The organism is Streptomyces sp. NPDC044704, assembly GCF_056433525.1.
The window spans coordinates 12,899-39,580 of the sequence record NZ_JBWKGY010000026.1 but is presented as its reverse complement, the minus strand read 5'-3'; the positions used below and the strand labels follow the sequence as shown (position 1 = coordinate 39,580).

Sequence of the window (26,682 nt, the reverse complement as noted above, 5' to 3'; positions counted from 1 at the left end):
GCCGCCTCCGCGCGCGGAAAGAGGAAGCCGAAGCCGAAAACCCGCAGGGCCCACACCGCCCGCCCACCGGCCCCGCAGCGCTACCGGCAGACTTCCCGGACTGGGCTGACACACCCAAAGCCACAACCGCCCGCTCCGGGCCCCGGCCTCCGGGGCGGGATCCCAGGCGCTGCCCGCCCGGGAAATCCCACGGCGGGCGTGGGCGGCGCAGGTACGGGTTCAGCGGTTGTCGCCGAGTTCCTGGTGATTCCAGGCGATCAGACACCAAAGGGTGACGTTGTGTCACGAGGCTGTCACGAGAGACCTGCCCAAGGTCCGAGGGCCCTAATGTCCGAGATCCGCACCACCACCGCCACCTTGGCGGGGGCCTTTCACCGGACAGGACGTGCTCCGCCTTGCTCATGACCCGCACCCGACACCTCGCCGCCGTCACCGCCATCACGGCCGCGGCCCTGCTCCTCCTTCCCGGCCAGGCCCACGCCGCAGGCACTCTGCGCATCTCGAAGATCTGGTACGACTCCCCCGGCAGTGACACCCGCACCAACACCTCGATCAACGGCGAGTGGGTACAGATCACCAACGGCACCACCAGCGCCGTCAACCTCAAGGGCTGGACCTTGACCGACGCCTCCAGCCACGTCTACACCTTCGCCACGTTCACACTGAAGGCCGGGAAGACGGTCACGGTGAAAACGGGGAAGGGCACCAACACCGCCACGACCCTGTTCCAGCAGCGCGCCGCCTACGTCTGGAACAACGACAAGGACACCGCGACCCTGCGCCGCGCCAACAAGACCGTCCACCACACCTGCGCCTACAACTCCACCAAGTACGACTACAAAACCTGCTGAAGCCCGCCCCCGGGCCGGCCGCAGCGCAGCCATCACCGCCCTGCGGACCATGCACGCCAGACCGACGGTCCCGTGGCGGCGGTCCGGTATTCGGCGACGATGCGCTGCGCTTCCTCAAGCTGGTCCTCGAGGGTGACGATGCGGCATGCGGCCTCGATGGCGTGCCCTGGTCGACGAGCTCGCGGCCGCGCAAGCGGCGGTTTCCGCCGACGGAGCGGAGCCGGGTGATCAGGCGGGCCTCGCCGATGACACGGGGGAAGTTCTGGTGGTGCCGAGCTGCCCGTACGGCCGAGGCCGGGGGGACGGGGAGCGGGAGCGGGATGTCGTCACGACCAATCCGGTACTACACGAGGAGGGCCGCTCAGTCCGTTTCGATGCCTCGGGAGGCGAAGACCTCCGCCGCGTCCGGCACCGCCAGGACGCCGTCGTCCACGAAAGTGACCTCCCGCAGGTTGGGCAGCAGGTTGAGATCGTCGAGCGACCTGACGTCGAACAGGTCGTCCTCGCCGTCCCAGGCCGGGGCGCAGTGCCTGAAGACTTCCGCCCCTGCGTCGAAGCACAGCTCCTCGATGCCGGCGAGCAGCTCGGCCGGTATCTCCAGGGCCTCGAAATGAGCCCTGGACTCCAGCAGCACCTCCGCATGGAGGCCGTTGTCCAGGACGTGGGACGCGGGGTCGCCGATCCCCTGCCCGGCCAGCCGCGCGGGCAGGTCGTAGACCGGGAGGAGCGGCTCGGGGCCGTACATGAGCTCCTCGATGACGAGCAGCTTGAGGTTAAAGTCGCGGAACTGGCTCATGGGAGATGACTACCACGGTGGGACGAAGGGCCGGAGCCCGGCCCCCTCGGGCCAGGTACAGCGCTCGGCCCGCGCTCGGGGCAGCGAGCACGCGGATCCGGGCGTCGATCACCGCCCGATCCTGACCTGTGTTCAGCGGCTCACGGCGCGGGGCCGCCTGCACACAACGATGACGCAGCCGGACCGCGGTCACAGGCGGGTTTCACGAACTGGTGCCGGGTACCTCCGCGGCGGCACCGGCCTGCACGGCCTCGACGACATGCTTGTGGAACGCGGTGAGTCCGCCGGACGGGAGGGGAACGGGGCCGCCGGTGAGGGTGTACCCACTCCTCGGCCCCGGTGTACTGGATCCGCACCGAGACCGTGCCGTCCAGGCCAGGCTCGGCCGTCAGGGTGACGTCGCCGGTGATGACGCCGACCTCATCAGTCACCGCCCGAGCCTCCGCCAACTGCGGCCTCGACAAAGGAGGAACGGACCACCCGGAAGCCACGACGAAGGTTGAGACGACACGAAAGAAGACTCTCACCCATCCACCCACCACACCCACCGAACTTACGAAACGATCAGTAGCTAGTCCAACTGAAAACGAGCGCGGAGGCTGTCTGTCCAAGGCTCTTTGTCGGCGTCGCTCTCCTGCCAGCGTCCTTCGTCCCATGTCAGCGTCCGCGGCCCGAGGTGGACTCGTGGGAACAGGGATCGGCTCGGCACCCGGGGAAGCACTTCCATGGTGTCCACGTGGAAGGTAGGAACCTTAAATCCGCACACATCACGGTTATGGAGCAGCACGGATCCGTGGCCGGAGAACCAGACGAGGAGGCTGGAGTCAGCCAGGTTGCAGACGACCGGGACGCTAACGGTCCCGGGTGCGGCGTCACAGTCCTGCTCCTCCAATGCCGGCGCCGTCAGGAGAAGTCCCCGGGGGACCGGCTGAGCCTGAGGGTCGGCTGCCGCACCGAGGAAAATCAAGGAGTTCCGGGACTCTGGGCTGGCCAAGTCTTTGACCATGACAGGCACCGCATCCCAGCCGTCCAGGCTCTGCGCATCGCGGTAGGCGGCAACGCACGAGACCAGATCGCCCAAGTTTTCGAAGTGCGTCACGTTGAGAGTCAGTCCGTCACGATCGTCGAAACAGAAGGTCGACTCGGGGTGGCAGGTGGCAAGGAAGTCAAGCAGGACGGGATGGTCGGCAAGCAGGGCGTCGCTGTCCGGATCGGCGAGCGCCCGCATCAGGTGCACGTACTGTCCGTCCTGCTCGACTCGGCCGGAAACGGTGAGGGCGAAGCCCGCAGGGTAGACGTAACCGAAGTGGTGCTCGTTGGCGGTACGCAGCACCGGTAGTTCTGCGGATACAGGTGTGGTCTGGACGTACACCTTGGTGGGATGGTCCATGACGAAGCCGGTCAGCACGTACGGCTGGGGCAGATGTGTCATGCCCCCCATGGCCTTGCCGCTTAGCGCGAGTTCGCGCATCCTCTGGTCACGACGCGCCGGTTCGCCGAAGGTTGACAGGTAGAGCGCCTCTTGCTGAGCGGGTGTTCCTTGCTCGAACCACGCGTACATGTCCAGAGATGTGATGAGGGTTGCCTGGGCGTCGGCATCGCGGTGGATCTGAATCTGGACGGGTCCGATGATCGGTTCGGCGATCTTCCGGGCAGCATCGGCACGCACCTGCTCCAGGTAGCCGGAGGCGATGACCTCACCGATCGCGGCCCGGATCTCCGTCACGGGCCGCATGTCCTTGGGGTAGAAGTGCTTGGACTTCTTGGCGGACGCCAGAAAATCGGTCAGCTCCACGATGAAGGCGGCGTCCATCATCCGAAAGTAGACGTCGGCGGACTTCGGCCCGTTCAGCTTCACAAGGGCGAGACCGGTCGGGAACTGGGCCGCCAGCAAGCACTCAGCATCCGCTGGATTGAGCCTGATCCGCCCATCATCCCGATCCGTTGCTCGGACGCTGAAGCCGACGAAGACTCCGGCTACCGGTCCGATCTTGCCGAAGCCCGCGGCCAGGTCCGGCTGGCACAGGAAATCGAACCCGAAGTCATGTTCGACCTTGTTGGGGATGATGAAGTTCTCCTGGCAGGAGAGTCGGAATCGGTCCTCTCCGATCGCCCCGATGCGCTGAGCGACGTTGCGTTTCTTCGGCACAGTCCCCCGGACCCTCACCTTCTAGCTGCGTCAGCCATGATCATTTAGCAGGCAGAACCGAGCCCCAGCCGGGCTTAGGCCTGGCCGGCAGGTCCGCTACGTCGGCGACCGCGAGAATATCGGCTGCCACCCCCTCCCCCACCGTCTCCACGAGTCGTTCTTCGGTGGAGCCGATCAGAATCCACGACTGGTTCGGGTGGCGAACCAGCTGCTTGACCCCCTCGCGCGAACCAGCCGCTTGCAGGGCAAGCGCGGCTTGTGCCTCGACCTGATCGAGCGGCCGGGGCCCCTTCGCCTCGCGCCGCAGGTCCACGGAGATCGTGTCGTCGTCGACCATGCACGCGGAGGCCTAGCGACGTCAGCCGGGCCGGCCCGCGCAGGTAGGACAGCGATGTCCGTGACTCGCGGGGACAGCGAAGTTGACTGTGGGCGCCCTGTACTCAGGCTGGCGGGAGTTCCTTGAAGGTGTGGGCGCGGTGCCACTGGTAGTAGTGCTCGCGCTGTGGGCTCCACCACGTCACGGTACGGCCTGCCAGCCGTTCCTGCATGTGTGTGGCGATCTCGGGTATATCTCCGGCGAGGGGGCTGATCTGGATCGCACCTCCCTCCCTGACTGCGACGTAGCCGTGCTCGTAGAGGGCGTCACAGCCAAGTGTGCAGGCGAGCATCGCGATATTGGTCAGGTCGCGCTTCTCATCGTCGGTGCACATCGCCCGCTTCTTGATGTGCGCCGCTATCAGAAACGTGCTGGGGAGTTCTCGGCCGCACAGTGCGCATTCCCCCGTCAGTCCGGGCAGAAGGTGTCGTTTCAGCGCTGTCTGCTCGCCCCTCTGGGCCCGGGTGGCCTTGCGTTCCAGCTCACCGTCGTAGGCAGCAACGGCCTTTTCGTCCTGTTTGGGGTCTTCAGCTGGGGCGGCTGCCGGAGCGGGGTCGAGGGTGAGGTAGGACTGAAGAAGTTCGCTCTCGTCGTCGCCCAGGACGGTGATACCCATGATGTTGCGGTTCGGGTTCCAGCCGAGGAGGGTCCGGATCTCATCCATGGAGATGTCGAAGCCGCGGGTGCCTGACAGGGCGTACATGTACTCCCAGGTCTGGCCTGCACCGTTCGTCTGCCACAACTCTTCTGCCAGGTCACGGCTGCGCCACATCAGCGCGATGGTGCCCCCGAAGTAGAGCTTCTTGTCACCGGTAAAGAACACCCAGTCGCCGGGGCTCATCTTCTTCACCTGAGCGACGTTGACCTCTTTCTTGCCCGGAACGACCCCCCACATCTGTGCCTGGCCGGAGGGGAACAGCGTCTTGAGCTGGTCGACGACGTCGGGCTCCATGAGGTGCGCCTTGGCATCTATGTCGACGGGGCTCGCGATGGTGTCTTCGTAGTGCCTGTTGACGACCTTCTCGGACCGGCGTGCCGGCTGCATCACAATGCGCATCGTTGTTTCAACCCCCCAGTTGCGTGTACTTGTCCGCCCGGCCACGAGCCCGATCGGCAGGATACTTGCGGCCGTTGATCTCAATCTTCTCAAGCATCGCCTCCTCCAGGTCGATCTCCAGGACATCGGCCATCCGAAGGAGGTAGGCGAACACGTCGGCCATCTCCTCCCGTACTTGGGATGCTCTCGCCGGATCGGTCATGACCGTGTCGGACTCTTCCGGCGTCAGCCACTCGAAGATCTCAAGCAGCTCACCGGTTTCGCCGGCGAGGGCCATGGCCAGGTTCTTGGCGGTGTGGAACTGCTCCCACTCCCGCTCGGCGGCGAAGTCCGCCAAGGCTTGCTGCAGGGATCGGATCGTCATGATCAAGGAGTAGCAGAATCCTCCGGCAGCCGGCTCCGGCGGACCTTGCGGAGTTGGGGGTCAGTGGCACCTGATATAGCTCTGGCCATGCATCTGTACGAGGGAACCATCGCGACGCTGGCCGCTGAGTTAGCGGATCCTGCATTCATCAACGGGGCCGCCGCCAGTCGATTCGAGCATCTGTTCGGCAGTCTTCCTTCCGAGCAGGAGATCCGAAGCTGGCGAAGGAGCTGGCCCCACCTCGTGAACGCATGCCTGGCCGCAGGTCTGGGCGGACTACGCGTACTGCTCGAATACGGGCTGCCCGCCACCGGGGAACGCATCGACGCCCTGCTGCTGGGCCAGGCACCGGACGGCGGCCTCCACGCCATCGTCGTCGAACTCAAGCAGTGGACCGCGGCCCAGACCAGCCCAGCCCGGCCCGGCATGGTCAAAGTCGGCGAGCGGATCACTCAGCATCCAGCACGTCAGGTCGGCGGATACGTCAACTACCTCCGCGACTGGGTACCCCAGGACACCAGCCCCATGGATGTGCGGGGCGTCGCGCTCCTGCATGACGCCCCGGATTCCCTGATGGAAGCCTTGCGCTCCCTCGTCGGACACGGCCCTTCATCCGAGTTCCCGGTGCTGGGCCGCGAAGACCTCACCCCACACCCCAGTCCGAGCGCCCTCGCTGACCGTCTCCGCTGCGCCGGCCTGCGCGCCCCGACCAGCCAGCAGTTCACAGCGTTCCTGCAGGCACGCCACCGTCCCTCCCCCGGCCTGCTGAAACGCGCCGGAAGCGTGATCGAAGGCAACAACGCACTCACCCTGATCGCAGACCAGGACCTTGCCCGGCAGGAGGTACTCCACACTGTCGCCGAAAGCCGCGGACGGGCCCGCAAGAGCATCATCGTGGTCACCGGCGGACCCGGAACAGGAAAAACCGTCATCGCCTGCCGGCTTCTCGGCGACCTGTGCGCGCAAACCCGCGCCAATCCGCGCCTGTTCACCCCCAGCGGCACCCTTACCAAGCAGCTCCAGCGCACCGTGGGACCTGCGTCGCGTGGCCTCATCACCACCCTGACGGACAAGGTCCCTGCGGGTCTGGAGTCCGAAAGCGTCGTACTCCTCGATGAGGCACACCGTGCCCGGACCTACCGGGACAACCGACCCGGCCTCTTCCCACTCATCCTGGACAAGATCATCGACCGTGCCGGAGTGTGTGTCCTCTTCCTGGACGAGCAACAGATCGTACGACCTTCTGAGGGCGTAGCACTTGACGAGCTCCGCCTCTACGCCTACAACAAGGGCCACGCGTTCTGGCACATCAACCTCACCACCCAGTTCCGGTGCAACGGCTCACGCGCCTACCTAGACTGGGTCAACCAGCTCCTCCAGCCCAAGGGGCCGGAACCCATATGGACCGGCACGGACTACGACCTCGCGATCGCCCGGAATCCGCACGAATTCGAGAACTGGGTCACCGAACACATCGCCGCGGACAGAAGCGCACGCATCACCGCCGGCTTCTGCTGGCCCTGGAAGTCACCCCCCACCCCGCCCCTCCTGCCCGAAGTCGAGATCTCCTGGACCGGGCCCGACGGCCCCCACACTTGGTCCCGCCCGTGGAACGCGCGCGGAGAAGAGACCAGCACAGACATCCCAGACGTTCCGGGCCGCCCCTACTGGGCAACTGACGCCGGCGGCCACCAGCAGGTCGGCTGCGTCTACACGGCCCAGGGCATGGAGTACGACTACAACGTCGTAATCATCGGCAAAGACATCCTCCGCCGCGGCGACCGCTGGACCGCGGATCCCAGCGCCAGCCAGGACACAAAAATACTCACAAACCTCCCAGCCGACCGCTACCTCACCTACGCGCTCAACGCCTACCGGGTACTGGCGACCCGCGGCATCAAAGGAACCCGCCTCTACTCCACAGACCCCGAGACGCAGACCTACCTCCAGCGCCTCCTGCCCATCAGCCAGCCCAGCAAGCGGGCAGACGCATCGAACTAAAACAGTGCTCCTGCCGAAGAAGGGCAGCGTCTATCCCACGCACAGCGCCACCTGGACCTTCCAGAACGGCCACCCCACGCCGCTACGCCCCATCCCCGCTCCCGCCTCCACCGGCACCACCAGTCAACCCGACACAACCCCTGCCGCCGCGACCCGCCTATGCCAACGCAGAACATCGCAGAACGACCGCCCCCACCTCCGCCGAACCCCATGACCGCCCAGCCACAACCAGAGCCACTGCCGCACCCGATCTCATCACGCCTACCCCTCCCCCACCCTCACGCCAGCCCTAGAGGCAATGTCTGACTACTCACCACTTAAAAAGGGGCATCTGACCAGCCACAACTGCTGACGCACCCCAAGTGGCGGTTCCCCCCACTCCTCCCCCTCTAGGTTCCCCCCACGCATCCACCCTTTGCGTCCCCTCACAATTCCCCCCATGCGCCCCCAAGTCCCAGAGCCAGGTACAGCTGGCCGAACCGGTCTCGAGGCATTAGATCACCGGGGGCGGCCCAGCCGGGTCATGCGCCATACCGTCCGCCACCACGTGGGACGACGCGGTGGACACACGTCCCGCACTCCCTCGACGAATCCGGCCCACCACGATTTCAGGCCTACCAACGGGGGACGCTGGGCAAGTGTGTACGCCACCCACGAGGCGAGGTAAACGGACAGCAGGACGGCGGGGAGGTGCCGCTTGACCAGCCAGACCCGGTTGCGTCCGGTGCTCCGGTAGTCGCAGCGTCTCCCTCCCGGGCGGCCACCGAATCGACGAGGCACTGGAGTTCCCCCTCACGGTCTCCCATGGCGAGGATCACGACGGCGACCGTAGGCACGTCCGTACGGCGGCAGGCGCAGCGGCCGGACGCACGCAGACTGTTTAGTTCAGCAAGGGTTCATGGTGGTGCCAGACGAGGTAGCGATCTTCCCGTCGTAGCTCAGCGGATCCCCATTCCAGTCTCATGACGCCACGATCCATGGAGCATGCGTAGGCAACGAGGACAAGGTCGGCACCTGAAGGCAGTTGCCCGAGATCACCATGCATGTCCGGCTCATCCTCTTCGAGTCCAAGGTCACGCTGTTGCTGGCGAGGTTCGGGACCATGCCGCCTGATGAGGTCTGCTCGCAGACCTACTGCCTTCTTGAGGCGCGCCGCCGTGACGGGCACGTTGTGCTTGGCATACCGGATCGGATGAATCACCTGGCCGGCGACGATCATCACAGTGCGCGCCTGGAATCGCACCGCAGTTGAGCCAGTTAGCGACGAGAGGCCTGCCGCTAACTCCTCGTAATGCACGGCGTGGAGCCCGTGTCCATAGGCTTCGAGCGTCTGCGTGAGTACGCCCAGATGGCCGTTCCTCGCGCGGTCGTGTGCGCGGTTGAGGCATGCTGGGATGATCTCAGCCAGCGGTTCGGCCGCGTCGCCAAACGTCTGCCGGGCCCAAGCCGCTTGTGTCCCCACTTACCGCCCCCTCCCCCAGGTGACGCCGAGGCGGCCCGGGGACGCCGTCCTCGTCTATTACTCCGGGCACGGCGGGCGTGCCCGCAACCCAGCGCCGTCGGACGCCCCTTCCCTACCGGCCTCGCTCCCCTACCTGTGCCCCCAAGACCTCGACTGCACAAAGTTCCGTGGCCTGCTCGCCGCCGCGCTGAGCCGGAACCAGGAGCAGTTGACCCGGCGGACGGCGAATGTCACGACCATCCTCGACTGCTGCTTCTCGGGGCGCATGGCCCGCGGACGGTCTCGCTCCAGGGCAAGGGCCCCGGCCGGGGCAGATGCCCTGGGAACAGGTGCGCGACGCCTGGGGGGGAACGCTCCGGACCCGGCGGGGATGGCGTCCCCGCCGTGGACGCCAGCCCCCTGGCCGTCCGGCTCGTGGCCTGCGCCCCGGGACCAGAGCGCTTCCGAAACCGACGTGTCCGGCCTCGGACGCCATGGGGTGCTCACAGCCTCGCTGGCACGGTTGCTCCGTCGGCCGGGCAGCTTACGCCTGACCTGGCGTCAGCTGATAGAGCAACTACGGCCCGTCGTCGCCCGTCTCGAGCCGTTCCAGCGCCCGGACGTGGAGGGCCCGGCGGAACGCTTCCTGTTCGACGTGCGCGAGGCGTCGGGCAGTGGTGTCCTGCCCGTACTGGTCACGGCGGACGCGGCATTCATCGACGGCGCGGATCTCTTCACGGTTCGAGGAGGGCGATATTTGCGCCCTGGTGGGCCCCGGCGGAGAGGTTCGCGCACCGCTCGCGACGGCAGCGGTGGACCGTGTCACCGGTGGCCGCGCCCGGCTGCGACCGGTGGCTGGCACGCCGGTGTTTCCCCGCTGCCCACGGGGACCGAGGCCCATCCCTTGCGGGTGTCCCGGGGGCGCAGGGCAGTCGCCGCCGTACCGCCGGACCATCCGGACCGCGACCGCACCGCCCGGGTCCTCATGAGCTCGGCACGCGTACGCGTCGTGGGAGCGCGGGAGCCCGTGATGGCCACCGTCGTCCTGTCCGACGACGGCATCGAGCTCCTGGACGAGCTGGGCGAGCGCTTGATGGACCAGCCCCGAGCCCGAACCCCTGAGGCACTCACACTCACCAGCGTCGACCTGCAGCGTCTCGCGAGGGCCGCGCAGGTGCGGGAGCGGGCCTCCGGCACGGGGCCGGCAACGCTCGATGGCGGGCTCGACTTCCGCTACTCATGGCTTCTGCCCGACGGATCCGAACGGCCGCGGGAGCACTCCGGTGAGCATCTGTTCCGCGACGACCAGGTGATCGTCCGGATCCGCAACCGGGGAACGGCCCGTAGGTTCGTCTCGGTCTTCGACATCGGTCTGCGTGGCACTATCTCGTTGCTGACCACTAGCGAGCGATCTGGGGTCGGCATCGGTCCCGGCGAATGCTACGAGCTCTACCGACACCCGCAGACGCACGACCTGGCGGGCGTCACCATCTTCTGGCCGGACGGCCTCCCAGAAGGGTCCCCACGACCGGGCACGTTCCTGGCCGTCGTCACCGACCGCCCCCAGGATCTCTCCCGGCTGGCACAGGAGGGCGTCAAGCACACAACCGAAGCTCGGGATTCTCCCATGCGACTCCTCCTGGACGATCTACTGGACGGGGTACGCGACGGTCGCGGATGGTCGGGAGCAGGCGGTTCGTTACCAAGTGGAGCGGTTCGAGGCGTACCTCCATCCGGAACGGCGCGCGAATCCGCAGTTCTGAATGCCTGAGGGGAAGTGGAAAGGAGCATCGGCTCCCAGGTCCTTGGCATCCCTATATCCGCCTTCGTGGCGCAAGGCGCCGTCGTCGTCGGCTGATGCTCAGCGACGGCCCTTGTCGGGCCACCGGCATCTGCCTTCGCCAAGGCCCTCCGGCAACAGCCCGTGGACAAAAGAGGCCCCCAGGGTCCTGCACGCCGATACCGTAGACGCAGAAGCCAGTTTCGCGCTCCTGGAGATCTCGATGAGCCAACAACCGACGCCCGCCGTCACCGCCGCCCGGCAGCTCCTGGAGCCTGCAGCCGCCGACGCGGTGCGCGCCTACGCGGCCAAGACCCGCGCCCAGGCCGACCAGTTCGCCGCCGTGCTGGAGGACGTCGCCACCAACGGACTGCCCGACCCAGAGCAGTGCACACCCTGGGAGGAGCTGCGCGAGGCTCATATCGCGCGCCTGTCCACACAGCGCCCGGCCGTCGCCTGATGCCCGCATAGCACGGCCGTCGCCGCGCCCGGATCGCGTTCTCCGACGCCGCAGCCAAGCAGCTGGAGAACATCACACGTGAGGCCGAGCTTCACGCCCTGGACCGTGCCCTGGTCGTCATCTCCGTCGACCCCGACGTCGGCGAACCGATCCCCGGCGACACCACCGGCCCCCAGCTGCGCCAGTACGCCGACGAAGTCGAAGCCGTCCGCGTCCTGTACTTCGTCACCGCGCTGCGCACCGTCGTGGTCGTGGCTTACATCGAGGTGTAGCTTCCGCGAAAGCGCTGAAAGACACCGGCCGGAAGATGGCTTGGAGGAGACAGAGGGGCGGAATCCCTCGGCTCCGGCCCCTCCTCCTTCCCGCTTCGCCGAGGTGACTATGGCGCGGGGGTGTAGGTGACGTTGTTGCCGCCGCAGCCTGCCGCAATGAACTGGAGCCGGTTCCTCTCGTCCTCATCGACGGCCAGGCCCCAGCGGAGCTTGGTCGCCGTCCACTCCGCCGCGTACCGGCACAGTGCCTGTGACGACGGCGGAAGCCACTCGAACGGGTCTTGGTCGCTCTTCTGCCGGTTCGACCGGGCTGTCACCGCGACCAGGCTGGCGTCCTGGCCGAGGTCGTTGGCGTATGCCTCCCGGCGGGCGGCCGTCCACGAACTGGCGCCCGAATCCCACGCCTCGGCGAGGGGCACCATGTGGTCGATGTCGAGTGCTCCGGCTGGCGTCACGGTCCGCTCGTCATAGTAGGACCACCAGGTGCCGCCGGTGAGCGTGCAGCCGGGGCCGACCAGCGGGGCTTCGACGGCTTCGGCGATCAGTACCTCCTGGCGGGTGTTGCAGCCGTCCGACGGGTTCGCGCCGGAGTTCCAGTGCCGGAACGAGGTCCGCTGATAGCCGGTACGGTCCTCGACCGCGATCTTGAGATTGGAGATGGCCATGCCGATCGGCAGGACCTCGGGGGCGGCAGCAGGGCGGGCGTCGGCGTTCGCGGCCGAAACGGGCAGGGACAGGGCAAGCGCGGCAGCTGCGGCAGCGGTTGCGGCCGCGCGCATCATCGTGATCATCACGAAGCCCGTTTGTAGCCGCCTCAACCACGCGGCCAGAAGTCCCGGGTCGGCATTTCACCCTTCGGAGGGCGCGGATTCACCGGTGAAACGGCACTTCACCGCATCCTGTTCAGGCCAGTGCCGATGTCCTCCCCCGAGGAACCGGCGTCCGAGCGCCCGCTTGCCGGTGAGTTGCTGCCAGCCCCGGCTGAAGGTGTCGTGACGTGGCCGGTGAGTTGCCGGTCGGCAGGTCGCTGACTTGCGGTGGGGAGTTCTGTGGTGCGGGTGGTGAGTTGCTGGTGACTCACCACCCAGAACGTTGTCGGCTCGTGATGGCGGGGGCTGATGACGGTGATCTGACTGGTGAGGGCACGGTCGTTTCCTGAGGCAGACACGATCCCCTCACCTCGGGAAGGCATCACATGAACCTCCTTTCTCCTCCCTCAGGCCGACGGCGGCCGTCTCACCGGTCAGCGGAGCGGACAGCTGGCGAGTCCGGGCCGCTGCGCAAGGAGCGGCCGGAGACGGTCCCAGTCGACCGGACCCGAATGGTTTCCCGCGGCCCCTCATTCACCCGGGTCGGCGTCTGGACCGCTCTCGCGGCCGGGCCCCTCGCTCTGGCAGTCGCCCTCGTACTCCCCCGCAGCACGGCTGCGCAGGCCGCACCCGCTCCGAGCGTCGACCGCACCACCCAGCCCGCCACTGACCCGGCGGGTGCCGCCGCGATGTTCGTGGATCTGTGGCTGCGTGCCGATGCGTCGGCGCCGGAGTCGGGTGTGGCGGGGGCTGTGCGCTCGCTCGCGCCGGACGTCGAGCTGCCCAAGCGGCCCCGGACGGAGGAGAGCGGGCCGACCAGCGCCCGCACGGTGGCGGTGCGTATGTCACGGGCTGGCGACGCGTGGACTGTCGTGGTCGCGGCGGTCGCCGACCGCGACGCATCCGTGGCCTCGACGCCCGGCCCGGCCAGTACCCCGGCTGCGGCTGGGGTGACCGCGCTGGTCCGGTACTTCGCGGTGTCCGGCCACGGTGGGAACGGCGGCGCCCCAGTCCTCATCTCCGGTGCGCCGGCAGAAGTGGCCGCCCCGGCTACGGGCGCTGTCCCGGCGTCTCTGTTCACGCACGCGGTGTCGGCGGGGGCGCCGCTGGCCACTTCGCTGGGCGAGTTCGTCCGTACCTATCTCGGGGGCGGTCAGGGCGCGGGTCTGGAGCGGTATCTGTCGCCGGGGGTGCGGGTGTCGGCGCTGTCGGTGTCGTCGTACGTGCGGGTGGAGGTCGAGGGCGTCTCTGCGGATGCGGCGGTGGCGTCCGGTGAGGCGGTGCCGTCGGACGGTACGCGGGCGCGGGCGAAGGTGCGGGTGGTGGGTGAGGACCGGGCCGGGGTGCGGTGGCCGCTGGTGTACCGGGTGGAGGTGACGGCGCGAGCGGGGCGGTGGGAGGTCAGCGCTCTGGAGACCGGCACCGGCCCGGCCGCCACCGCTGGCATCACGTCTTCTGCTTCGCCCTCGGCGGTCGTGGGCGGTGCGCGATGAAGGGCTATGTGCTGGCTGGTCAGCTGGACGCGTTTGGGGATTCAATCATCAGTACGCTCGCTGACTGGACGGATGACGCTCTCAAGGTCGCTCTGGCTTTCGTCGTTCTGGTCGCCATCATTCGCAACTTCAGTCTCAAGGCGGGCATCGGGGCCCTGCTGGCGATGGTGCTGGCCCTCGGTATCTACGGCGCGCGTGACTCCCTGTCGGGCAAGGTGAAGGACGAGGTCGAGAACCCGTCCAAGGGCGCCGGGTCGGTCACGGTCGTCGTCGGCCCGGACACACGCACTTCCGTCGCCAAGGACGGGCGGCTGTGAGCGCGTCCAGGCAGCCGCGCGTCGCGCGGGCGTATACGAGTGCGCGCCGGCATCCGTGGGTGCTGGGGAAGCTGGGCGACTGGACTGTCCCGTTCGGCCCGTACACGCCTGCGCAGCTGGTGGTGCTGGGTGGTGGGGCTTTCGCGCTGGTCAAGGGTTTCGAGTGGTGGTCGTGGGCTGGTCCGGTGCCGGTGGTGTTGTGGCTGGTGGCGGTGTGGGCGGTACGCGGTGCGCAGGTCTCCGGGCAGAACCCGTTCAGCGCTCTGTTCGGGGTGCTGTCCCTGTTTCTGCGGCATCCGGCGGGCCGTGTCGGGGGTCGTGTGGCCCGTGACCGGGGCCCGTCGCTGTGGCGGCCGCGGTTCGTCATCGAGCCGGCTGCCGCCGCAGTGCCGGTCGTGGCGGCTGGTCCGCGCCCTGTCGTGTCTGTGCCGAACCGGGCGGTGGCGGCCGGGTCGGGTCTGTCACAGCTGGTCGCCGCTGGTGCCCCGGTTTCGGGGAGGGCGGCATGAGGACGCCGTTGCGGCATGTCGCCGGTCATCTGCTGTGGTCGGAGTCGGGCCGGGTGTGGGCGGTGTGGCGGGTGGATCCGCTCCCGGGCGGCTACCTGCCGGCCCGGGTCCGGCAGGAGCTGTTGCAGCAGATCACCTCGCTGGTGCGGTCGATGCCAGGTATGGAGCCGCGGCTGTTCGTGCTCGCGGCCCGTACCGATCCCGGTGAGGTCGCCGAGCGGATGGTGGCCGATGTGGACTGGCGGCGGCTGCCCGAGTGGGCCGAGACCTGCGCGGCAGCCGTTGATCTGCTGGCCGGGGAGGAGATGCACGAGCGGACGCTCTGGCTGACGGTGCCCGTCGCGTCAACGGGATCTGCGGCGGCCGCGTCTCTGTCCGCCCTGTACGGGGAGCTGTCGGCGGTGCTGGGGATTCCTCCGGTGCCGGTACCCGAGGCGGAGGTGAAGGCCGCTCGCGCGCAGGCCGCCCGGGTCCAGACGTCCCTGGGCGGGGGGCTCGGGCTGCGGCCCGCCTCTCCGGCTGAGATCGTGTGGATGCTCCAGCACGCCGCCCACCGCGGTCTGCCGGAGGAACCGTTGCTAACCGACGCTGAGGACAGCCCCCTGTACGGGAGCCGTGTCCGCGAGGGCCGGCTGCACTCCCCCTCCTATGCGGACCTGGGCGAGATTCGTCTCGCCGAGGGCGGCCAGGAGGTCCGCGAGGACCGCAGACCGGCGGTGAAGACGTCGTGGTGGCGTGCGGCCGGGGCTTCGTCGCCGGTGGGACGGCGCTGGCTTCAGGTCGAGTCCGAGGCCGGTACCGGCTACCAGGCGCATCTGGTGCTGGCGGAGCTTCCGCCCGCGGTGGTGGTGGAGGCCGCCGACGTCCTGGCCCAGCTGGAGGGACTGCCGTTTCCCGTCGACGTGACGGTGGACATGCGGGTGGTCTCCGCGAAGAAGGCCCGCGCGCAGGTCCAGCGCAAGAAGCGCGAACTGCTGGACCAGGCCGACCAGTACGGTGCGCAGCCCACCGGTCTGCCGCATTCGCTGCCGGACGCCGCGGAGGATCTGGCGGAGCAGGACGCGCGGATGGCCCGGACGTTGGTGGAAGTCGAGGTTCAGGCGGTGACCGTGCTCACGGTGTGGGCCGGTGACGCGCTCACCTGTGACATCCGGGCTCGCGAGCTGTCGGCGGCGCTGTCTGGTGGGGATTACCGGGTGGTGCGGCCGTACGGTGCGCAAGAGGAGCTGTTCGCATTGGGGCTTCCCGGTACCGTGCGGGCGCCGAAGTTGGGGCAGTTCGCGCAGCACCAGCTGTCGGAGGACTGGGCGGCGGCGGGTGCGTTCACTTTGTCGCGGGTGGGTGACCCGACGGGGATGATGATCGGTCATGACCTGGACAGCGGGACGATCCGTCCTGTCCTGCTGAATCCGGCTGACGCTCCGCAGGTGAATGCTTCCGCGTCGAGTGCGGTGATCGGTGACCTGGGCAGCGGCAAGAGCGTCTTGGCGAAGTTGGTAACCGCGGGAGTGGTGGACCGTGGCGGGCGGGCGATTGTGATCGACCGGACCCCGATCCGTGAGTGGGCGAGCTTCGCCCGGGCGTCGATGGGTGGGCGGTGCCAGATCATCGACGCCGCCGAGGCAAGGATCAGCATTGACCCGTTGCGGGTGTTCGGCGGTCCCGTCGGCGCTCACTACGCGCTCTCGTACCTGACGTTGCAGCTGGGCGTCGGGGCGATGACGGCGGCCGGGGCTGTCCTGCACCACGCCGTGGAGGAAGTGTCCGGCGGCCCGCACCCGTCAATGGGCAAGGTCCTAAACGTCCTGGCCAGCCTGGCCAAAAGCGGAGGTGCCAGCCGTGCGGACGCCGCCACGACCATGGCCGACCTTCTCCGGATCGTCCGCGCCAACCCCCTCGCCGCGATGGTGTTCGATGCTGATCTGCCGCCGGTGAACCTGGCCGGGGACCTGGGCGCTGACATGGTCGTGGTCACCACCACAGGATTGACACTGCCGCCTCGGGAAGCATTCGCCGATGTCGAGGTCCTGCGGCAGCAGCCGTTGGAGGCTCTGATCGGGCGGGCAGTGCTGTACTTGATCGCGGCGATCGCCCGGCAGGCGGCGTTCACCGACCCGGGCCGGTTCTGCCTGGTCTCCCTGGATGAGGTGTACTGGCTGACCTCCTCCGCGGAGGGTGCCGCGCTGATCCACGAGATGCTGCACGACGGCCGCAAGCACGGCGCCGGCGCGTTCATGGGTGCCCACGATGTCGATGAGCTCGGCAAGGACGCCGGGCTGATCGCCTACCGGTACCAGACCCGCACTGCGGACAGTGTCCGGGCGGCGAAGGGCCTGCGCTTCCTGGGCCTGGACGGTGACGACGAGGACCTGGTCCGGCTGGTGGCCAGCGGCCTGTCCCCGGTGGGCCAGGCCCAACGGGAAGGCGAGATGCTGCTGCGCGACCCACGGATGCAGGTCGGGCGGATCAAGGTCGTCGTCCCGCCCGTGCCCCGCCTGAAGGAATCGATCTTCACCACACCCGGCCGCACCACACGGCCCGCAGCTGCGGCTGAGGCTGAGGCCGTTGCGGGGACGTCGTGAGGGGCGGTCGCTTCGTGATGGACCGGGGAACGCTGCGGGCGGCCGGGTTCGTCGCGGTTGTGACGGTTGTGTTCCTGGTGACGAACACGTCGGTCGCGATGGCAGCCGACGGGTCGGCCGGCGGCGGACTCCTGGGGCCGCTGGATGTACTGACCCGCGAGGGTGCTCCGCTGAGCGGCTATCAGCTGGAGGCGGCGGCCGGGCCGAAACCCACCCGGACGGGCTCGGCGCCGATCGTTGAGGCGGTCGCGACAGGTCAGACTCCCGACCTCGGGATTGCCCGCGAGACCCAGCGGCTTGTCATGGGCGGCCTGTTCACGCTGGTGCGGCTGCTGGTCGGGCTGTGCTGCTGGCTGATCGGCTTCGTGTTCCGCTTCCCCCTGCACACCCTGCTGATCCAGCCCGCGCAGCGTCTCGCCGACGCCTACGAGCGGCACGTGGTCGGCGCTCTGGGCCTCGAAGGTCTCATGCTGGCCTGGGCCTTCGCCTTCGGCCTGATCCTCTTCGTCCGCGGCCGTGTCGGCAAAGGCCTCGGTGAGATCGTGGTGACGCTGGTCATCGCCGCCCTGGCCGCCAGTGCCTTCGTGCGCCCGGACTACCTCCTCGGCAAAGACGGCCCCCTGGACCAGACCCACCAGGCTGCCCTGGAGGTCGCGTCCATCACCACCTCCTCCTACTTCGACACCCCGGCACGCGGCGGCCGTCCCTGCGACACCGCGGTCGGGCCCGCCCATGAGGCGTGCGTGAAGGAGCGCGCCGAGGCCCGGACCGTCATCACCCCGATCCAGCACGCGCTCACCGACGCCCTGGTCGTCAAGCCCTACATGCTGGTCCAGTACGGCCGCGTTCTGGACCCGAGGAAGGCCGGTCAAGAGGCCGCCTACAAGGCCCATGTGAAGTGGGTCAAGAGCGGCCTGCCCAAGGGAAAGGCACCTCGCGGCACGGCCCCGGCCCCCGGCCCGGACAGCAATTGCGAAGGCGTCATCGGGCCCCTGAAGGAATCCTGCGAGAAAGACGTCGCTGAAGGCGAGAAGCCGGCGGAAGGCGCCGCCTCCGAATCCAGCACCCCGAGGCGGGCCAACGAAGACTGCGAAGGGCTGATCGGGTCGGCTGACGACTACTGCGAGAACCCGGAGAAGGCGAACCCGTGCTCGAAGCTGGACGGGGCCTCCAGGAACTACTGCGAGGCCGGCACCAGCACCGGCGACTACACGCCGGATCCCTTCTCACAGCTCATCAGTGATCTGGAGGAGGCGGGACCGGTTGGCCGGGCCTGCGCCGAGTACGCGAAGGAGCCGTCCTGGGACCGGGTGTGGGCGGTCATCGCCCTGCTGGTCGCCGTGCTGATCGTGGCGCTGATGGTCATGTCGATGGCCGTGGTGATGCTCGGCTCCCAGGGCGCGGACGCCGCGACCGCGGCCGTGGGGCCGGTGGTGTGGGTGTGGGCGATGCTGCCCGGGCCCTCCCGGATGCTGCTGTGGCGCTGGTGGGGCGTGTTCGTGGTCTCCGCCCTGGTTTCGTTCGTGGCCGCGATGTGCCTGCCCCTGTTCGGGATCGCCGTGGATGCCCTGCTCTCCGACAGCGGCCCTGACCAGATGATGGAGCGGCTGCTCCTGGTCGACGCCCTTGCCCTGGCGTTCCTGGTCATGCACCGCCGGATCCTGACCGCGACCGCCGGGTTCGGGCAGCGCATGGCCCTGCGGATGCAGTACGCGAAGATCGGCGGCGGCAGCCTGCGCGGCAGCAGCTCCGACCTGGGCGCCGCGCTCGCCCTGAATCGCGGCGGCTTCGGCGCCGGGCTGGGCGGGGGGCCCTCGGTGGTGCACGGGGCGTTCGGGTCCCGGCTGCGGCAGCTCGGCAGTCTCGCCGCCCTCGGGGACGGTGCGGGCATGCCGATGTCCCCGGGCCGGCTGCTCGGCGACGCGGTCGCCGAAGGACGACGCGGTATCGCCCCGCTCGCGATGGCGCTGCGCGGTGTGCATACGGCCTTGATCGGTCCCAAGCCCCGCCAGCATCCAGCGGCGGCCTGGCTTCACGCGGTCGCGAACGGCATGGTCCCCGGCCAGCCCGGGAAGCGGGGCGAGATGGTGACGGACCAGCGGACGGGTGAAATCCTCCACGATCCGGACACGGACCGGCCGTTGCTCGGGTCGCGTTTCCATGCCCGTGCCTCGCGGCTGCGGGGCTATCGCGTCGCCTCCCGGACTGGTCGCTTCGTCTACGGAGCGACGCTGGGGCTTCCCCGCAACGTCCGGCGAGGCAAGGGGGCCGCGTCGCAGTTGACCGGCGACGCCCACACACAGCTGCGGGTGGCAGCCCATCATGTCCGCGAGGACGCCGCCGCATGGATGCCTGTCGCCCAGCGCACCTACGAGGCCAGCCGGGCTGTGGGATCCGGCATCAGCCGTACGGGGCGCGCCGTGGGGTCCGGCATCGGACACACGCGGCGCGCTGTGGGAACGGGAGCGGTAGGCGCCGTCATCTACACCTCTTCGCCTGCAGGAGCGCGCGGGCCCCGGCCGGGCCAGCGAGGCACGATCAGCCGCCAGGACTCCCTTGCGCCTGGGACACCCACGCCGTCTGTCTCCTCCCTCCGCCCCTCCAGGCGGGTACCCGGACATGGTCCCGCGTCCGTCCCCAGCCTCAGCTCCAGCTCCAGCTCCAGCTCCAGCGAAGATTCCGGCTCCAAGCCCAGTTCTGGTTCTGGTTCGCGGGTTCCCTCCGCCGCCTCCGTCAGCCCAGCCAAGCGTCGCCCTCGGCCGGCGCGCCCGGTTCCGAAGACTCCGCCTGCCCGTCGGCCGTCGCCAGAAGCAGGTCCGGCGCTGCCTCCCACATGGCCTCAGCCACGGCCTCGGCCGTTGGCGGAGCGGGCTTCGGAGCCACCGGCCCCGGCACGTCCGGAGCCCGCGCAGCCGGAGCCGTTGGGACGGCAGGCCTCCTCACAGCGTGAGGCGGAGCTGGAGCGGTACCGCGCGAACGTCGAGAAGTTCGCCGCCGAGGCGCGCAAGCGGCGCCGTGAGGGCGGGGAGCGGCCGCGCGGCGAGGGGGGTCAAGGGTGAAGCGGTGGAAAAGGCTGGGGTGTCTCGGGGTGCTCGTGATGGTCGCGGCCGTGTGCTGCGCCGGGCCGGCAGTGCTCGGGACAGCCTTGGCCAAGAACCGCGTCGGCGGGACAGCCGGTGGGGCGGTCAGTGCGGCCGAGGCCGGAATCCCTGAGCGGATGATGGCCGCTTACCTCACCGGTGCCGCGCAGATCGGGGCACATGTCCCCGCCTGCAAGGGGATGCGGTGGCAGGTCCTGGCGGGGATCGCGCGGGTGGAGTCCGATCACGCGTCCGGGCGTCTGGTCGGGGTGAGCGGGGACATCCAGCCGCTCATCATGGGCCCTCGGCTGGACGGGTCCGGGGCCGGCGGGAACACGACCGCGATCCGGGACACCGACGGCGGGCACTGGGACAACGACACTGAGTTCGAGCGGGCGGTGGGGCCGTTCCAGTTCCTGCCCGAGACGTTCCGAGCGTACGGCAAGGACGGAAACCGCGACGGGGTGGCCAACCCGCACAACGCCGATGACGCCGCGGCGTCGGCGGCCGTCTACCTGTGCGGGAAGGGCCGCAACCTCGGCGACCGGGAGGAGCTGCGCAAGGCCATCCACACCTACAACCTGTCCTGGGCGTACGTGGACGACGTCATGTCGGGCATCGACCGCTACGACGCCCTCGGCCGAACTCCCTCCCTTCCCTCCGGGAACGTCGGCGCTGTCATTCAGGCCGCGCTCGCCCAGCAGGGCCTCCCCTACTCCTGGGGCGGTGGCGGACCCAGCGGTCCCACCACCGGGATCTGCTGCTCCCCCGGCGGACAGGACGGCCGCACTGTCACCGGGTTCGACTGCTCGGGCCTGACCCAGTACGCCTACGCCAAAGCCGGAATCACGCTCCCACGCACCGCGGCCACGCAGGCCGGTGTGGGGAAACGGATCCCCGCCTCCGCCGGCTACGCGGCCCTGCTCCCGGGTGACCTCATCTTCTTCGGCTACAGCCCAACCGCGGACTCCACCATCCATCACGTCGGGATCTACCTCGGCGACGGAAAGATGATCAACGCGCCCCGGCCGGGCAAGCCCGTACGAATCGACCCCGTCACCTCGATGCCCGACTACGCGGGAGGGGCGAGGCTCCTGTGACCCGCCCACCATCAAGCGGCAGCCGGCTGATCGTCAGCGCCGCTGTCCTCGCCACTGCCGGAATTCTGCTGCTGTATGCGGGGATCGGAAGGCAAGAGCAGCCCGGCGAGCCGCAGGCCAGCATAAGTCAGTCAGCCGGCCTCATGCCCGACAGCGCTCTGCCGGCCGAACACCGTCAGGGCGCGCCCGCGCCGTCCCGCTCCCTCCGGGCCTCCCCTGGTCCAGCCGGACCGGTGAGCGCCCTGCCCTCCTCATCGCCACCTGCCCCCGAACCGTCCCGGTCTACTGACGCCAGTCCCGGAGCGGACCGGCAGGAACTTCCGCCGTCCGGCTCCGGCCCGGCAGCGGACCCTCTGATCCAGCAGGTCCTGGACCAGGCCACCACACCGGACCTGCCGCCCGATACCGAGCGGCAGCTGATCGCCCTCGGACGCGCTGCGTGGCTGGATGAAACGGCGGGCTACACGCAGGTCCGTATCCAGGCGGCCTCCGCCCGCCGCGACACCGCGCCCACGCCGGGCACCGGCACCGAGCGGCCGGCGGCGGGACGGGCGGTAGTGCGGCTGGTGTGGGCCGGGGCCGACCCGGCCGGGACCTACCTTGACGGCCGCCCCGCGGCCGTCCACTTCACCCAGAACGGAGAAGGCACATGGAACCGCACGTGACCGCGTCCGGACTCCTCGGCACAGCTACGGCAACGTTCGAAGTCCTCGTGGCACTGGTGCTGTGGGTTCGGGCGAACGGCTGGTGGCTGGCCCTGATCGGGGCTGCCGGACTCCTGGCCTGGGAAGTGGTGCAGCGGCGCCTCACAACTAAGGCCCTGTCCGAGCGCACGTTTGTAGAGCTCGCGCCGACCTCGCAGTTCGCCCCGGATCCTGAGCAGATCTGGCGTCAGGGCATGCAGCTGGTGCGGGCGGCCGGGTCAGGGCCGTGGTGGACCCCGCGGCGGGCCCGCACGCTGCGCGTACGGCTTCGTGCTGACGGAGAGCGCCCGCTGGCTTACCGGCTCGAAGCCCCAGCGAGCGCCCGCGCCCTGATCGCCCAGACGCCTTACGCGCCGCGTGTGCAGGTCAAGCCGGCAGCCCCGGTCACCGACAAACAGCGCAACCACGTGGTGCGGGCCGTCCTGACCTTGCACGGCGAGCCCGGGTCCCGGCTACGGAATGTTCCCCTGGACCCGGATCCGCTTCAGCCTCTGCTCGATGCCGTCGGCGGGGTAAAGGCGGCCACGGGGGACGTTGCTGAAGTGTGCGTGGACATCTCCCCCGCGTCACGGTGGCATCTGGCGGCGCGCCGCTGGACAACCGTGCACCAGGCCCGGGAGAAAGCCCGGCGCGAGGCCCGGCAAGAGGCGCAGTGGCTCACCCGGGACACCTGCGACAGTCTGCCCGTGGCCGTGGGGAAGCTCTTTGACCCGGCGGAATGGAGTGGCAGGCGCCGCGGGCAGATGGTGATCTCCCCGCGCCCGCGCCGCGTCGACCGGGACGCGGTGCTGGGCAAGCTCGCCCACACCCCTGGTCTGGTGCGGGTACAGATTCTGGTGCGGTGCGTCTCGGATGCCCAGGGGCGGGCCGAAGCCCGGCTGGCCCGGATCGGTGCGGCCATGGATGTCTACGCGGGTGCGTCGCGGCTCTCGTCGCTCGGCTGGTCTCTGGGACCTGTGCGGTTCGGGCCGGACCGCAGGCCGTGGCGGGCTCGGTTCGATGAGCAGTGGTCGACGGCGGTGATGCGGCCGGCCCGGGGAGGGTGGGCGCACATCGAGGAGATCGCCGGATTCCTGAAGCCGCCGACCGTCGCGGCGCGCGTGCCGGTGCTGGAGAGCGACATGCCGACTTTTGACCTGGGCAAGTTGCTGCTGCCGCAGGGCTGGTACCAGGGCCCGGACGGCAGTGAGCGGCTGCTGGCCACCCATGAGGACGACACTCTCTTCGAGGTCCAGTCGGGCAAGGCCGGCTGGGGCAAGACCATGCGCGCCCAGGTTCACGCGGTGGCCAGTGCGCACAACGGGCGGGGCCTCGCATTCGTGGACCCGCACGGCGACTCCTTCGCGGACGTAGCCCGCTACCTCGCACACGACGGCATGATGGGCCGGATCGCCCTCTTCGACCTGACCGTCCGCGAGGACGGGGACATGCTCAGCTGCTGGAACCTCCTCGACATGAGCGGCGGCCAGCCCGCGCACGAGGTCTGCGCCGCCGTGGTCGAAGCGCTAGCAGGCGCCCTGGGATGGGGAGACATGAGCGCTCCGCGGGCGCTGACCATCCTGACCAAGGCCGTCGAAGCCCTCCTCACCGTCAATGCGGCGGCGGTCGCGGCCGGTGAGCCGGAGCGGCAGGCCACGGTCTTCCAGGTCCGGACGCTCCTGACCGAGCCAGCCTTTCGCCAGCTCGTGCTGGCCCTGCTCGATACAGAGGCTCTGCGCTGGTGGACTTCCAGCTTCCCCGACCTGCCCAGGGACTCGCTTCCCACAGTCCTGAACCCTCTGGAGCGTCTGGGTTCGTCCCCAGTCATCCGCGCCTTCCTGGGGTGTCCGGTCAGTGGCTACGACATCCGGCGCGCGATGGACGACGGTCAAGTGATGTGGATCTGCCCGCCGGGGACCGGGCCCACCGACCGGCTGCTGATCTCCCTGATCATCCACGACTTCCTGCGCGCAGGCCTGTCCCGCCGCGACCTGCCCGAAAGAGACCGCCAGGCCTTCCGCTTCTACCTGGACGAGCTGATTTCCCTGGACCAGGGGGACTCCCACGTCGTCGCCCAGATCACTGAGCAGCTGCGGAAGTTCGGGTGCCGTCTGCACGGGATGACGCAACTCCTGCACCGGCTCTCCCCCGCCACCCGCTCCGCGCTGATGCAGAACGCGGGCGGCCTCTCGACGACAGCCGGCTCGGTCGAGGCGATCTCGCAAATCACCAGCCAGTGGCCCGGCACCGTCACTCCCGGCGATGTCTCCGGGCTGGACCGCTGGTGGCACTACGCGTCCTTCACCATCGCGGGCAAGCGGATCGGACCCCTGCTGATCCGGGGCCCTGAACTGAAGGAAGTGTTCGGTGATCTCGCCCGGCCGTCCCGGGTTCCCGAGCTCCTCCAGGCGTCTCACACCAATACCAGGGCCCGCCCGATGGCCGAGGCGACCGCTGTGGCCCTCGCCCAGGAGGTCCAGGTCCGCGCCTTCCTCACCACCCAAGCCACACCCGCCGCCGCAGTCGGCGACACCGAGACCGGAGAGACGTACGCATGACCCTCGCCCTGCTCCAGCCGCACACCGGCGACACCCAGGCTCACCGGGCCCTGGCACTGATCGCCCAGCACCGGCTGCTGACCTCCACCCAGATCCACCAGATGCTCCTCCCCCACATCCCGCCCCGGAAGATCCACAAGGTGCTGGTTCCGCTCCGCGAGCAAGGGCTGATCGCCCACACCACCCTCGGCGGCCGAAGCGGACTCCACGCCCACTTCCTCACCCCCACAGGCCTCCAGACCGTCAGCGACTGGCCCGAGCTGCGCGGCCGCACCGTCTCACCGATCCACTCATCGGAGACGGCGACCCTGCGCGCGGCTCATATCCTCACCGGTGTCCGCGCCCACCTCGCCTTCCTCACCGACGCCCGCACCCGCGGCGACGAGTACGAGCCGCTGGACTGGGTCCCCGAAGTCACCCACCGCCTCCCCGACACCGCGGGCGAAGACCGGCTCATCGCGGACGCCGTCTTCCACTACACCGCCACCCGCCCCCGCCTCCAGTACCGGGCCTTCGTCGAAGTCGACCGCACCACCATGAGCAGCGAACGCCTGGCCCGCAAACTCATCGCCTACGCCCGCTTCCACGACTACACCCCCCTGCCCCCCGGCCGCCGGGGCGCCATCGGAGACCAGGCCGCGATGCTGGCCTGGCAGCGCTCCTACCCCCGCTTCCCCCGGATCCTGTTCATCCTCACCGGCGCGTCCCGCACCACCCTCACCAACCGGATCGAGGACCTGCGGCGCATGACCGCCAACCACAACCTCGTCACCCACCTCGCCGCCCGCGTCCCCCTCGGCGCCGCCATCCTCGAAGACATCGAAACCCACGGCCCCCAAGCCCCGGTCTGGACACCGCTGGCCGGCGCCGCGGAGCCCCGCGGCTGGACCCAGCTGTAACCCCCGCCCAGACCGAGAGCCGGCAACCACGCCCAGCCAGGGGCAGGGGCAGGGGCAGGGGCAGGGGCAGGGGCAGGGGCAGGGGCAGGCGGTGAACAGGTGCTGGAACCGCATCGTGACGCCCTCGCCCAGCGGTGGTGAGGAAAGCGGTGAGATCCGACGGCAATCATTACCAGCAGCAAAGAACAAGCCAGAATGAGGAGTTCCGGCCACAGACTGCCGGACGCCCTCCGAAAGCCGTCCTCTCGAACGGTCACAGCCGAAACTCCCGCCTCGCGGCCCTGCATGCATATGACTGACCGGCATTCAGGGGCAAAAGTCACGTTCGATCATCTGCATCCCAAGAACCCCATAGGCCCTGGACCGTTGAGGTCGTAGGGTGCCGGATAGGCACATCACAACCGTACTCAAACACGTTGCAGAAGCGATTTATATGGCTCGGCCGGGCGCTCTCAGCCCAGTCCGACAAGGTGACCCCGGGGAGACTCTGTGACAACGGCACGACAGCACCACACCCGCACCACTCACCGCCGGCTCCTGACATCCGCCACCATCGTCGCGAGCCTCATCACGTTCACAGCCGGGTGCACCGGCGAGAGCAAGGAAAACAAAGCCGCGGCCCCGAGCGTCTCCCCCAGCAGCGTCGCCCCCACGCCCCCGGCTGCGCCCAGCGTGTCCGCCGACCCCGAGGCCGCGGTCAAGGCCGAGGTGCAAACGGCATACACCCGGTACTGGGACGTGCTAACCGCCGCCTACGCGAAGGCCGACCCCAACCACCCGGACCTAAGCAAGGTCGTCACCGGAACAGCGCTCGTGCAAAACCAGCAGGATCTCGCGCACTACCGCAAGGGCGAATATGTCTTCACCGGCAAGCCGGAGCACTCCAGCACAGTGATCACCTTCAAGCCGGAGGCAAAGCTCGAGACCGCCGTCATCACGGACTGCCTGGACATCAGCCAGTGGAAGCCCTTGGAGAAGAACGGGATGGAAGCGAAGCTGCCCGAATCCCGGCTGCTCCGCTACGTCAACACCGTGATCGTCGAGAAGTGGCCGAACGGCTGGATGGTCCTGGAGGACAACCAAGAGGGGAAGGCGTGTTAAGAAG

Annotated in this window: 22 protein-coding genes and 2 pseudogenes; 15 read left to right on the top strand and 9 right to left on the bottom strand. The window is 68.9% G+C overall.

Going from position 1 to position 26,682, the window contains the following annotated elements; translation table 11 throughout:
* Positions 1-401 precede the first annotated feature (401 nt).
* Positions 402-851: a lamin tail domain-containing protein gene (locus AC07B0_RS36255; RefSeq protein WP_478900089.1), complete on the top strand. Its 450-nt coding sequence runs from the start codon at positions 402-404 to the stop codon at positions 849-851.
* Positions 852-883: 32 nt separating this feature from the next.
* Here AC07B0_RS36255 and AC07B0_RS36250 read toward each other — a convergent pair.
* The 6 genes and pseudogenes from AC07B0_RS36250 to AC07B0_RS36225 all read right to left on the bottom strand — a co-directional run bounded on the left by AC07B0_RS36250 (position 884) and on the right by AC07B0_RS36225 (position 5,593).
* Positions 884-1,173, bottom strand: a pseudogene (locus tag AC07B0_RS36250) (hypothetical protein).
* Positions 1,174-1,212: 39 nt separating this feature from the next.
* The gene (locus tag AC07B0_RS36245; RefSeq protein WP_478900088.1) at positions 1,213-1,647 is read right to left on the bottom strand and encodes a DUF6892 domain-containing protein; all 435 of its coding nucleotides are present in this window, start codon (positions 1,645-1,647) and stop codon (positions 1,213-1,215) included.
* Positions 1,648-2,218: 571 nt separating this feature from the next.
* Complete coding sequence (locus tag AC07B0_RS36240) at positions 2,219-3,796, bottom strand: hypothetical protein (protein ID WP_469383218.1); 1,578 nt, start codon at positions 3,794-3,796, stop codon at positions 2,219-2,221.
* 40 nt (positions 3,797-3,836) lie between these two features.
* A complete protein-coding gene (locus AC07B0_RS36235) occupies positions 3,837-4,133 on the bottom strand; it encodes a hypothetical protein (RefSeq protein ID WP_469383220.1) in 297 nt (98 codons plus the stop codon).
* A gap of 103 nt (positions 4,134-4,236) precedes the next feature.
* Entirely contained in the window at positions 4,237-5,229 is a 993-nt protein-coding gene (locus tag AC07B0_RS36230; RefSeq protein ID WP_469383222.1) for a hypothetical protein, read from the bottom strand.
* Positions 5,230-5,236: 7 nt separating this feature from the next.
* Complete coding sequence (locus AC07B0_RS36225; RefSeq protein ID WP_469383272.1) at positions 5,237-5,593, bottom strand: nucleotide pyrophosphohydrolase; 357 nt, start codon at positions 5,591-5,593, stop codon at positions 5,237-5,239.
* Positions 5,594-5,680: 87 nt separating this feature from the next.
* Between AC07B0_RS36225 and AC07B0_RS36220 the strand changes: the two genes are divergently transcribed.
* Positions 5,681-7,594 (top strand): DNA/RNA helicase domain-containing protein, encoded by a 1,914-nt coding sequence (locus AC07B0_RS36220; RefSeq protein ID WP_469383224.1) that lies wholly within the window; start codon positions 5,681-5,683, stop codon positions 7,592-7,594.
* Positions 7,595-8,092: 498 nt separating this feature from the next.
* Here AC07B0_RS36220 and AC07B0_RS36215 read toward each other — a convergent pair.
* Positions 8,093-8,329 (bottom strand): annotated as a pseudogene (locus AC07B0_RS36215) (glycosyltransferase family 2 protein); the annotation flags it as partial.
* A gap of 145 nt (positions 8,330-8,474) precedes the next feature.
* On the bottom strand, positions 8,475-9,056 hold the full coding sequence (locus AC07B0_RS36210; protein ID WP_469383226.1) for a hypothetical protein: 582 nt from the start codon (positions 9,054-9,056) through the stop codon (positions 8,475-8,477).
* A 1,009-nt stretch (positions 9,057-10,065) separates the two neighbouring features.
* On the opposite strand from AC07B0_RS36210, the gene AC07B0_RS36205 reads away from it, so the two are divergent.
* The 3 genes from AC07B0_RS36205 (at position 10,066) to AC07B0_RS36195 (ending at position 11,547) form a co-directional block, all read left to right on the top strand.
* Positions 10,066-10,806 (top strand): hypothetical protein, encoded by a 741-nt coding sequence (locus AC07B0_RS36205; RefSeq protein WP_469383228.1) that lies wholly within the window; start codon positions 10,066-10,068, stop codon positions 10,804-10,806.
* Positions 10,807-11,038: 232 nt separating this feature from the next.
* Positions 11,039-11,275 carry a hypothetical protein gene (locus AC07B0_RS36200; RefSeq protein ID WP_469383229.1) on the top strand — a complete coding sequence of 79 codons (237 nt, stop codon included), beginning with the start codon at positions 11,039-11,041 and terminating at the stop codon, positions 11,273-11,275.
* 32 nt (positions 11,276-11,307) lie between these two features.
* Positions 11,308-11,547, top strand: a complete 240-nt coding sequence (locus AC07B0_RS36195; RefSeq protein ID WP_469383274.1) for a hypothetical protein — start codon at positions 11,308-11,310, stop codon at positions 11,545-11,547.
* A 107-nt stretch (positions 11,548-11,654) separates the two neighbouring features.
* Here AC07B0_RS36195 and AC07B0_RS36190 read toward each other — a convergent pair whose 3' ends face one another.
* Entirely contained in the window at positions 11,655-12,338 is a 684-nt protein-coding gene (locus tag AC07B0_RS36190; protein WP_469383276.1) for an HNH endonuclease family protein, read from the bottom strand.
* Positions 12,339-13,045: 707 nt separating this feature from the next.
* Between AC07B0_RS36190 and AC07B0_RS36185 the strand changes: the two genes are divergently transcribed.
* The 10 genes from AC07B0_RS36185 (at position 13,046) to AC07B0_RS36140 (ending at position 26,678) form a co-directional block, all read left to right on the top strand.
* Positions 13,046-13,849 carry a conjugal transfer protein gene (locus AC07B0_RS36185; protein ID WP_469383231.1) on the top strand — a complete coding sequence of 268 codons (804 nt, stop codon included), beginning with the start codon at positions 13,046-13,048 and terminating at the stop codon, positions 13,847-13,849.
* Positions 13,846-14,166, top strand: a complete 321-nt coding sequence (locus AC07B0_RS36180; protein WP_469383233.1) for a hypothetical protein — start codon at positions 13,846-13,848, stop codon at positions 14,164-14,166. The genes AC07B0_RS36185 and AC07B0_RS36180 overlap by 4 nt, the downstream gene beginning before the upstream one ends.
* A gap of 59 nt (positions 14,167-14,225) precedes the next feature.
* Positions 14,226-14,675 carry a hypothetical protein gene (locus tag AC07B0_RS36175; protein ID WP_478900085.1) on the top strand — a complete coding sequence of 150 codons (450 nt, stop codon included), beginning with the start codon at positions 14,226-14,228 and terminating at the stop codon, positions 14,673-14,675.
* Positions 14,672-17,257 (top strand): ATP-binding protein, encoded by a 2,586-nt coding sequence (locus AC07B0_RS36170; RefSeq protein WP_469383237.1) that lies wholly within the window; start codon positions 14,672-14,674, stop codon positions 17,255-17,257. The genes AC07B0_RS36175 and AC07B0_RS36170 overlap by 4 nt, the downstream gene beginning before the upstream one ends.
* Positions 17,258-17,274: 17 nt before the next feature.
* Positions 17,275-20,316 (top strand): hypothetical protein, encoded by a 3,042-nt coding sequence (locus tag AC07B0_RS36165; RefSeq protein ID WP_478900083.1) that lies wholly within the window; start codon positions 17,275-17,277, stop codon positions 20,314-20,316.
* A gap of 158 nt (positions 20,317-20,474) precedes the next feature.
* Positions 20,475-21,437, top strand: coding sequence for a C40 family peptidase (locus AC07B0_RS36160; protein ID WP_469383241.1), 963 nt, complete (start codon positions 20,475-20,477; stop codon positions 21,435-21,437).
* Positions 21,434-22,102 carry a hypothetical protein gene (locus tag AC07B0_RS36155; RefSeq protein WP_478900082.1) on the top strand — a complete coding sequence of 223 codons (669 nt, stop codon included), beginning with the start codon at positions 21,434-21,436 and terminating at the stop codon, positions 22,100-22,102. The genes AC07B0_RS36160 and AC07B0_RS36155 overlap by 4 nt, the downstream gene beginning before the upstream one ends.
* A complete protein-coding gene (locus tag AC07B0_RS36150) occupies positions 22,087-24,678 on the top strand; it encodes an ATP/GTP-binding protein (protein ID WP_469383245.1) in 2,592 nt (863 codons plus the stop codon). The genes AC07B0_RS36155 and AC07B0_RS36150 overlap by 16 nt, the downstream gene beginning before the upstream one ends.
* On the top strand, positions 24,675-25,577 hold the full coding sequence (locus tag AC07B0_RS36145; RefSeq protein WP_469383247.1) for a replication-relaxation family protein: 903 nt from the start codon (positions 24,675-24,677) through the stop codon (positions 25,575-25,577). The genes AC07B0_RS36150 and AC07B0_RS36145 overlap by 4 nt, the downstream gene beginning before the upstream one ends.
* Positions 25,578-26,066: 489 nt before the next feature.
* Positions 26,067-26,678 carry a hypothetical protein gene (locus AC07B0_RS36140; RefSeq protein ID WP_469383249.1) on the top strand — a complete coding sequence of 204 codons (612 nt, stop codon included), beginning with the start codon at positions 26,067-26,069 and terminating at the stop codon, positions 26,676-26,678.
* Positions 26,679-26,682: the final 4 nt, after the last annotated feature.

Excerpts from the sequence above, each read along its gene's own strand:
- AC07B0_RS36255 (WP_478900089.1), top strand. The coding sequence starts at position 402 with ATGACCCGCACCCGACACCTCGCCGCCGTCACCGCCATCACGGCCGCG.
- AC07B0_RS36245 (WP_478900088.1), bottom strand. The coding sequence starts at position 1,647 with ATGAGCCAGTTCCGCGACTTTAACCTCAAGCTGCTCGTCATCGAGGAG.
- AC07B0_RS36235 (WP_469383220.1), bottom strand. The coding sequence starts at position 4,133 with ATGGTCGACGACGACACGATCTCCGTGGACCTGCGGCGCGAGGCGAAG.
- AC07B0_RS36230 (WP_469383222.1), bottom strand. The coding sequence starts at position 5,229 with ATGCGCATTGTGATGCAGCCGGCACGCCGGTCCGAGAAGGTCGTCAAC.
- AC07B0_RS36225 (WP_469383272.1), bottom strand. The coding sequence starts at position 5,593 with ATGACGATCCGATCCCTGCAGCAAGCCTTGGCGGACTTCGCCGCCGAG.
- AC07B0_RS36220 (WP_469383224.1), top strand. The coding sequence starts at position 5,681 with ATGCATCTGTACGAGGGAACCATCGCGACGCTGGCCGCTGAGTTAGCG.
- AC07B0_RS36205 (WP_469383228.1), top strand. The coding sequence starts at position 10,066 with ATGGCCACCGTCGTCCTGTCCGACGACGGCATCGAGCTCCTGGACGAG.
- AC07B0_RS36200 (WP_469383229.1), top strand. The coding sequence starts at position 11,039 with ATGAGCCAACAACCGACGCCCGCCGTCACCGCCGCCCGGCAGCTCCTG.
- AC07B0_RS36190 (WP_469383276.1), bottom strand. The coding sequence starts at position 12,338 with ATGATCACGATGATGCGCGCGGCCGCAACCGCTGCCGCAGCTGCCGCG.
- AC07B0_RS36185 (WP_469383231.1), top strand. The coding sequence starts at position 13,046 with ATGTTCGTGGATCTGTGGCTGCGTGCCGATGCGTCGGCGCCGGAGTCG.
- AC07B0_RS36180 (WP_469383233.1), top strand. The coding sequence starts at position 13,846 with ATGAAGGGCTATGTGCTGGCTGGTCAGCTGGACGCGTTTGGGGATTCA.
- AC07B0_RS36170 (WP_469383237.1), top strand. The coding sequence starts at position 14,672 with ATGAGGACGCCGTTGCGGCATGTCGCCGGTCATCTGCTGTGGTCGGAG.
- AC07B0_RS36165 (WP_478900083.1), top strand. The coding sequence starts at position 17,275 with ATGGACCGGGGAACGCTGCGGGCGGCCGGGTTCGTCGCGGTTGTGACG.
- AC07B0_RS36160 (WP_469383241.1), top strand. The coding sequence starts at position 20,475 with ATGATGGCCGCTTACCTCACCGGTGCCGCGCAGATCGGGGCACATGTC.
- AC07B0_RS36150 (WP_469383245.1), top strand. The coding sequence starts at position 22,087 with ATGGAACCGCACGTGACCGCGTCCGGACTCCTCGGCACAGCTACGGCA.
- AC07B0_RS36145 (WP_469383247.1), top strand. The coding sequence starts at position 24,675 with ATGACCCTCGCCCTGCTCCAGCCGCACACCGGCGACACCCAGGCTCAC.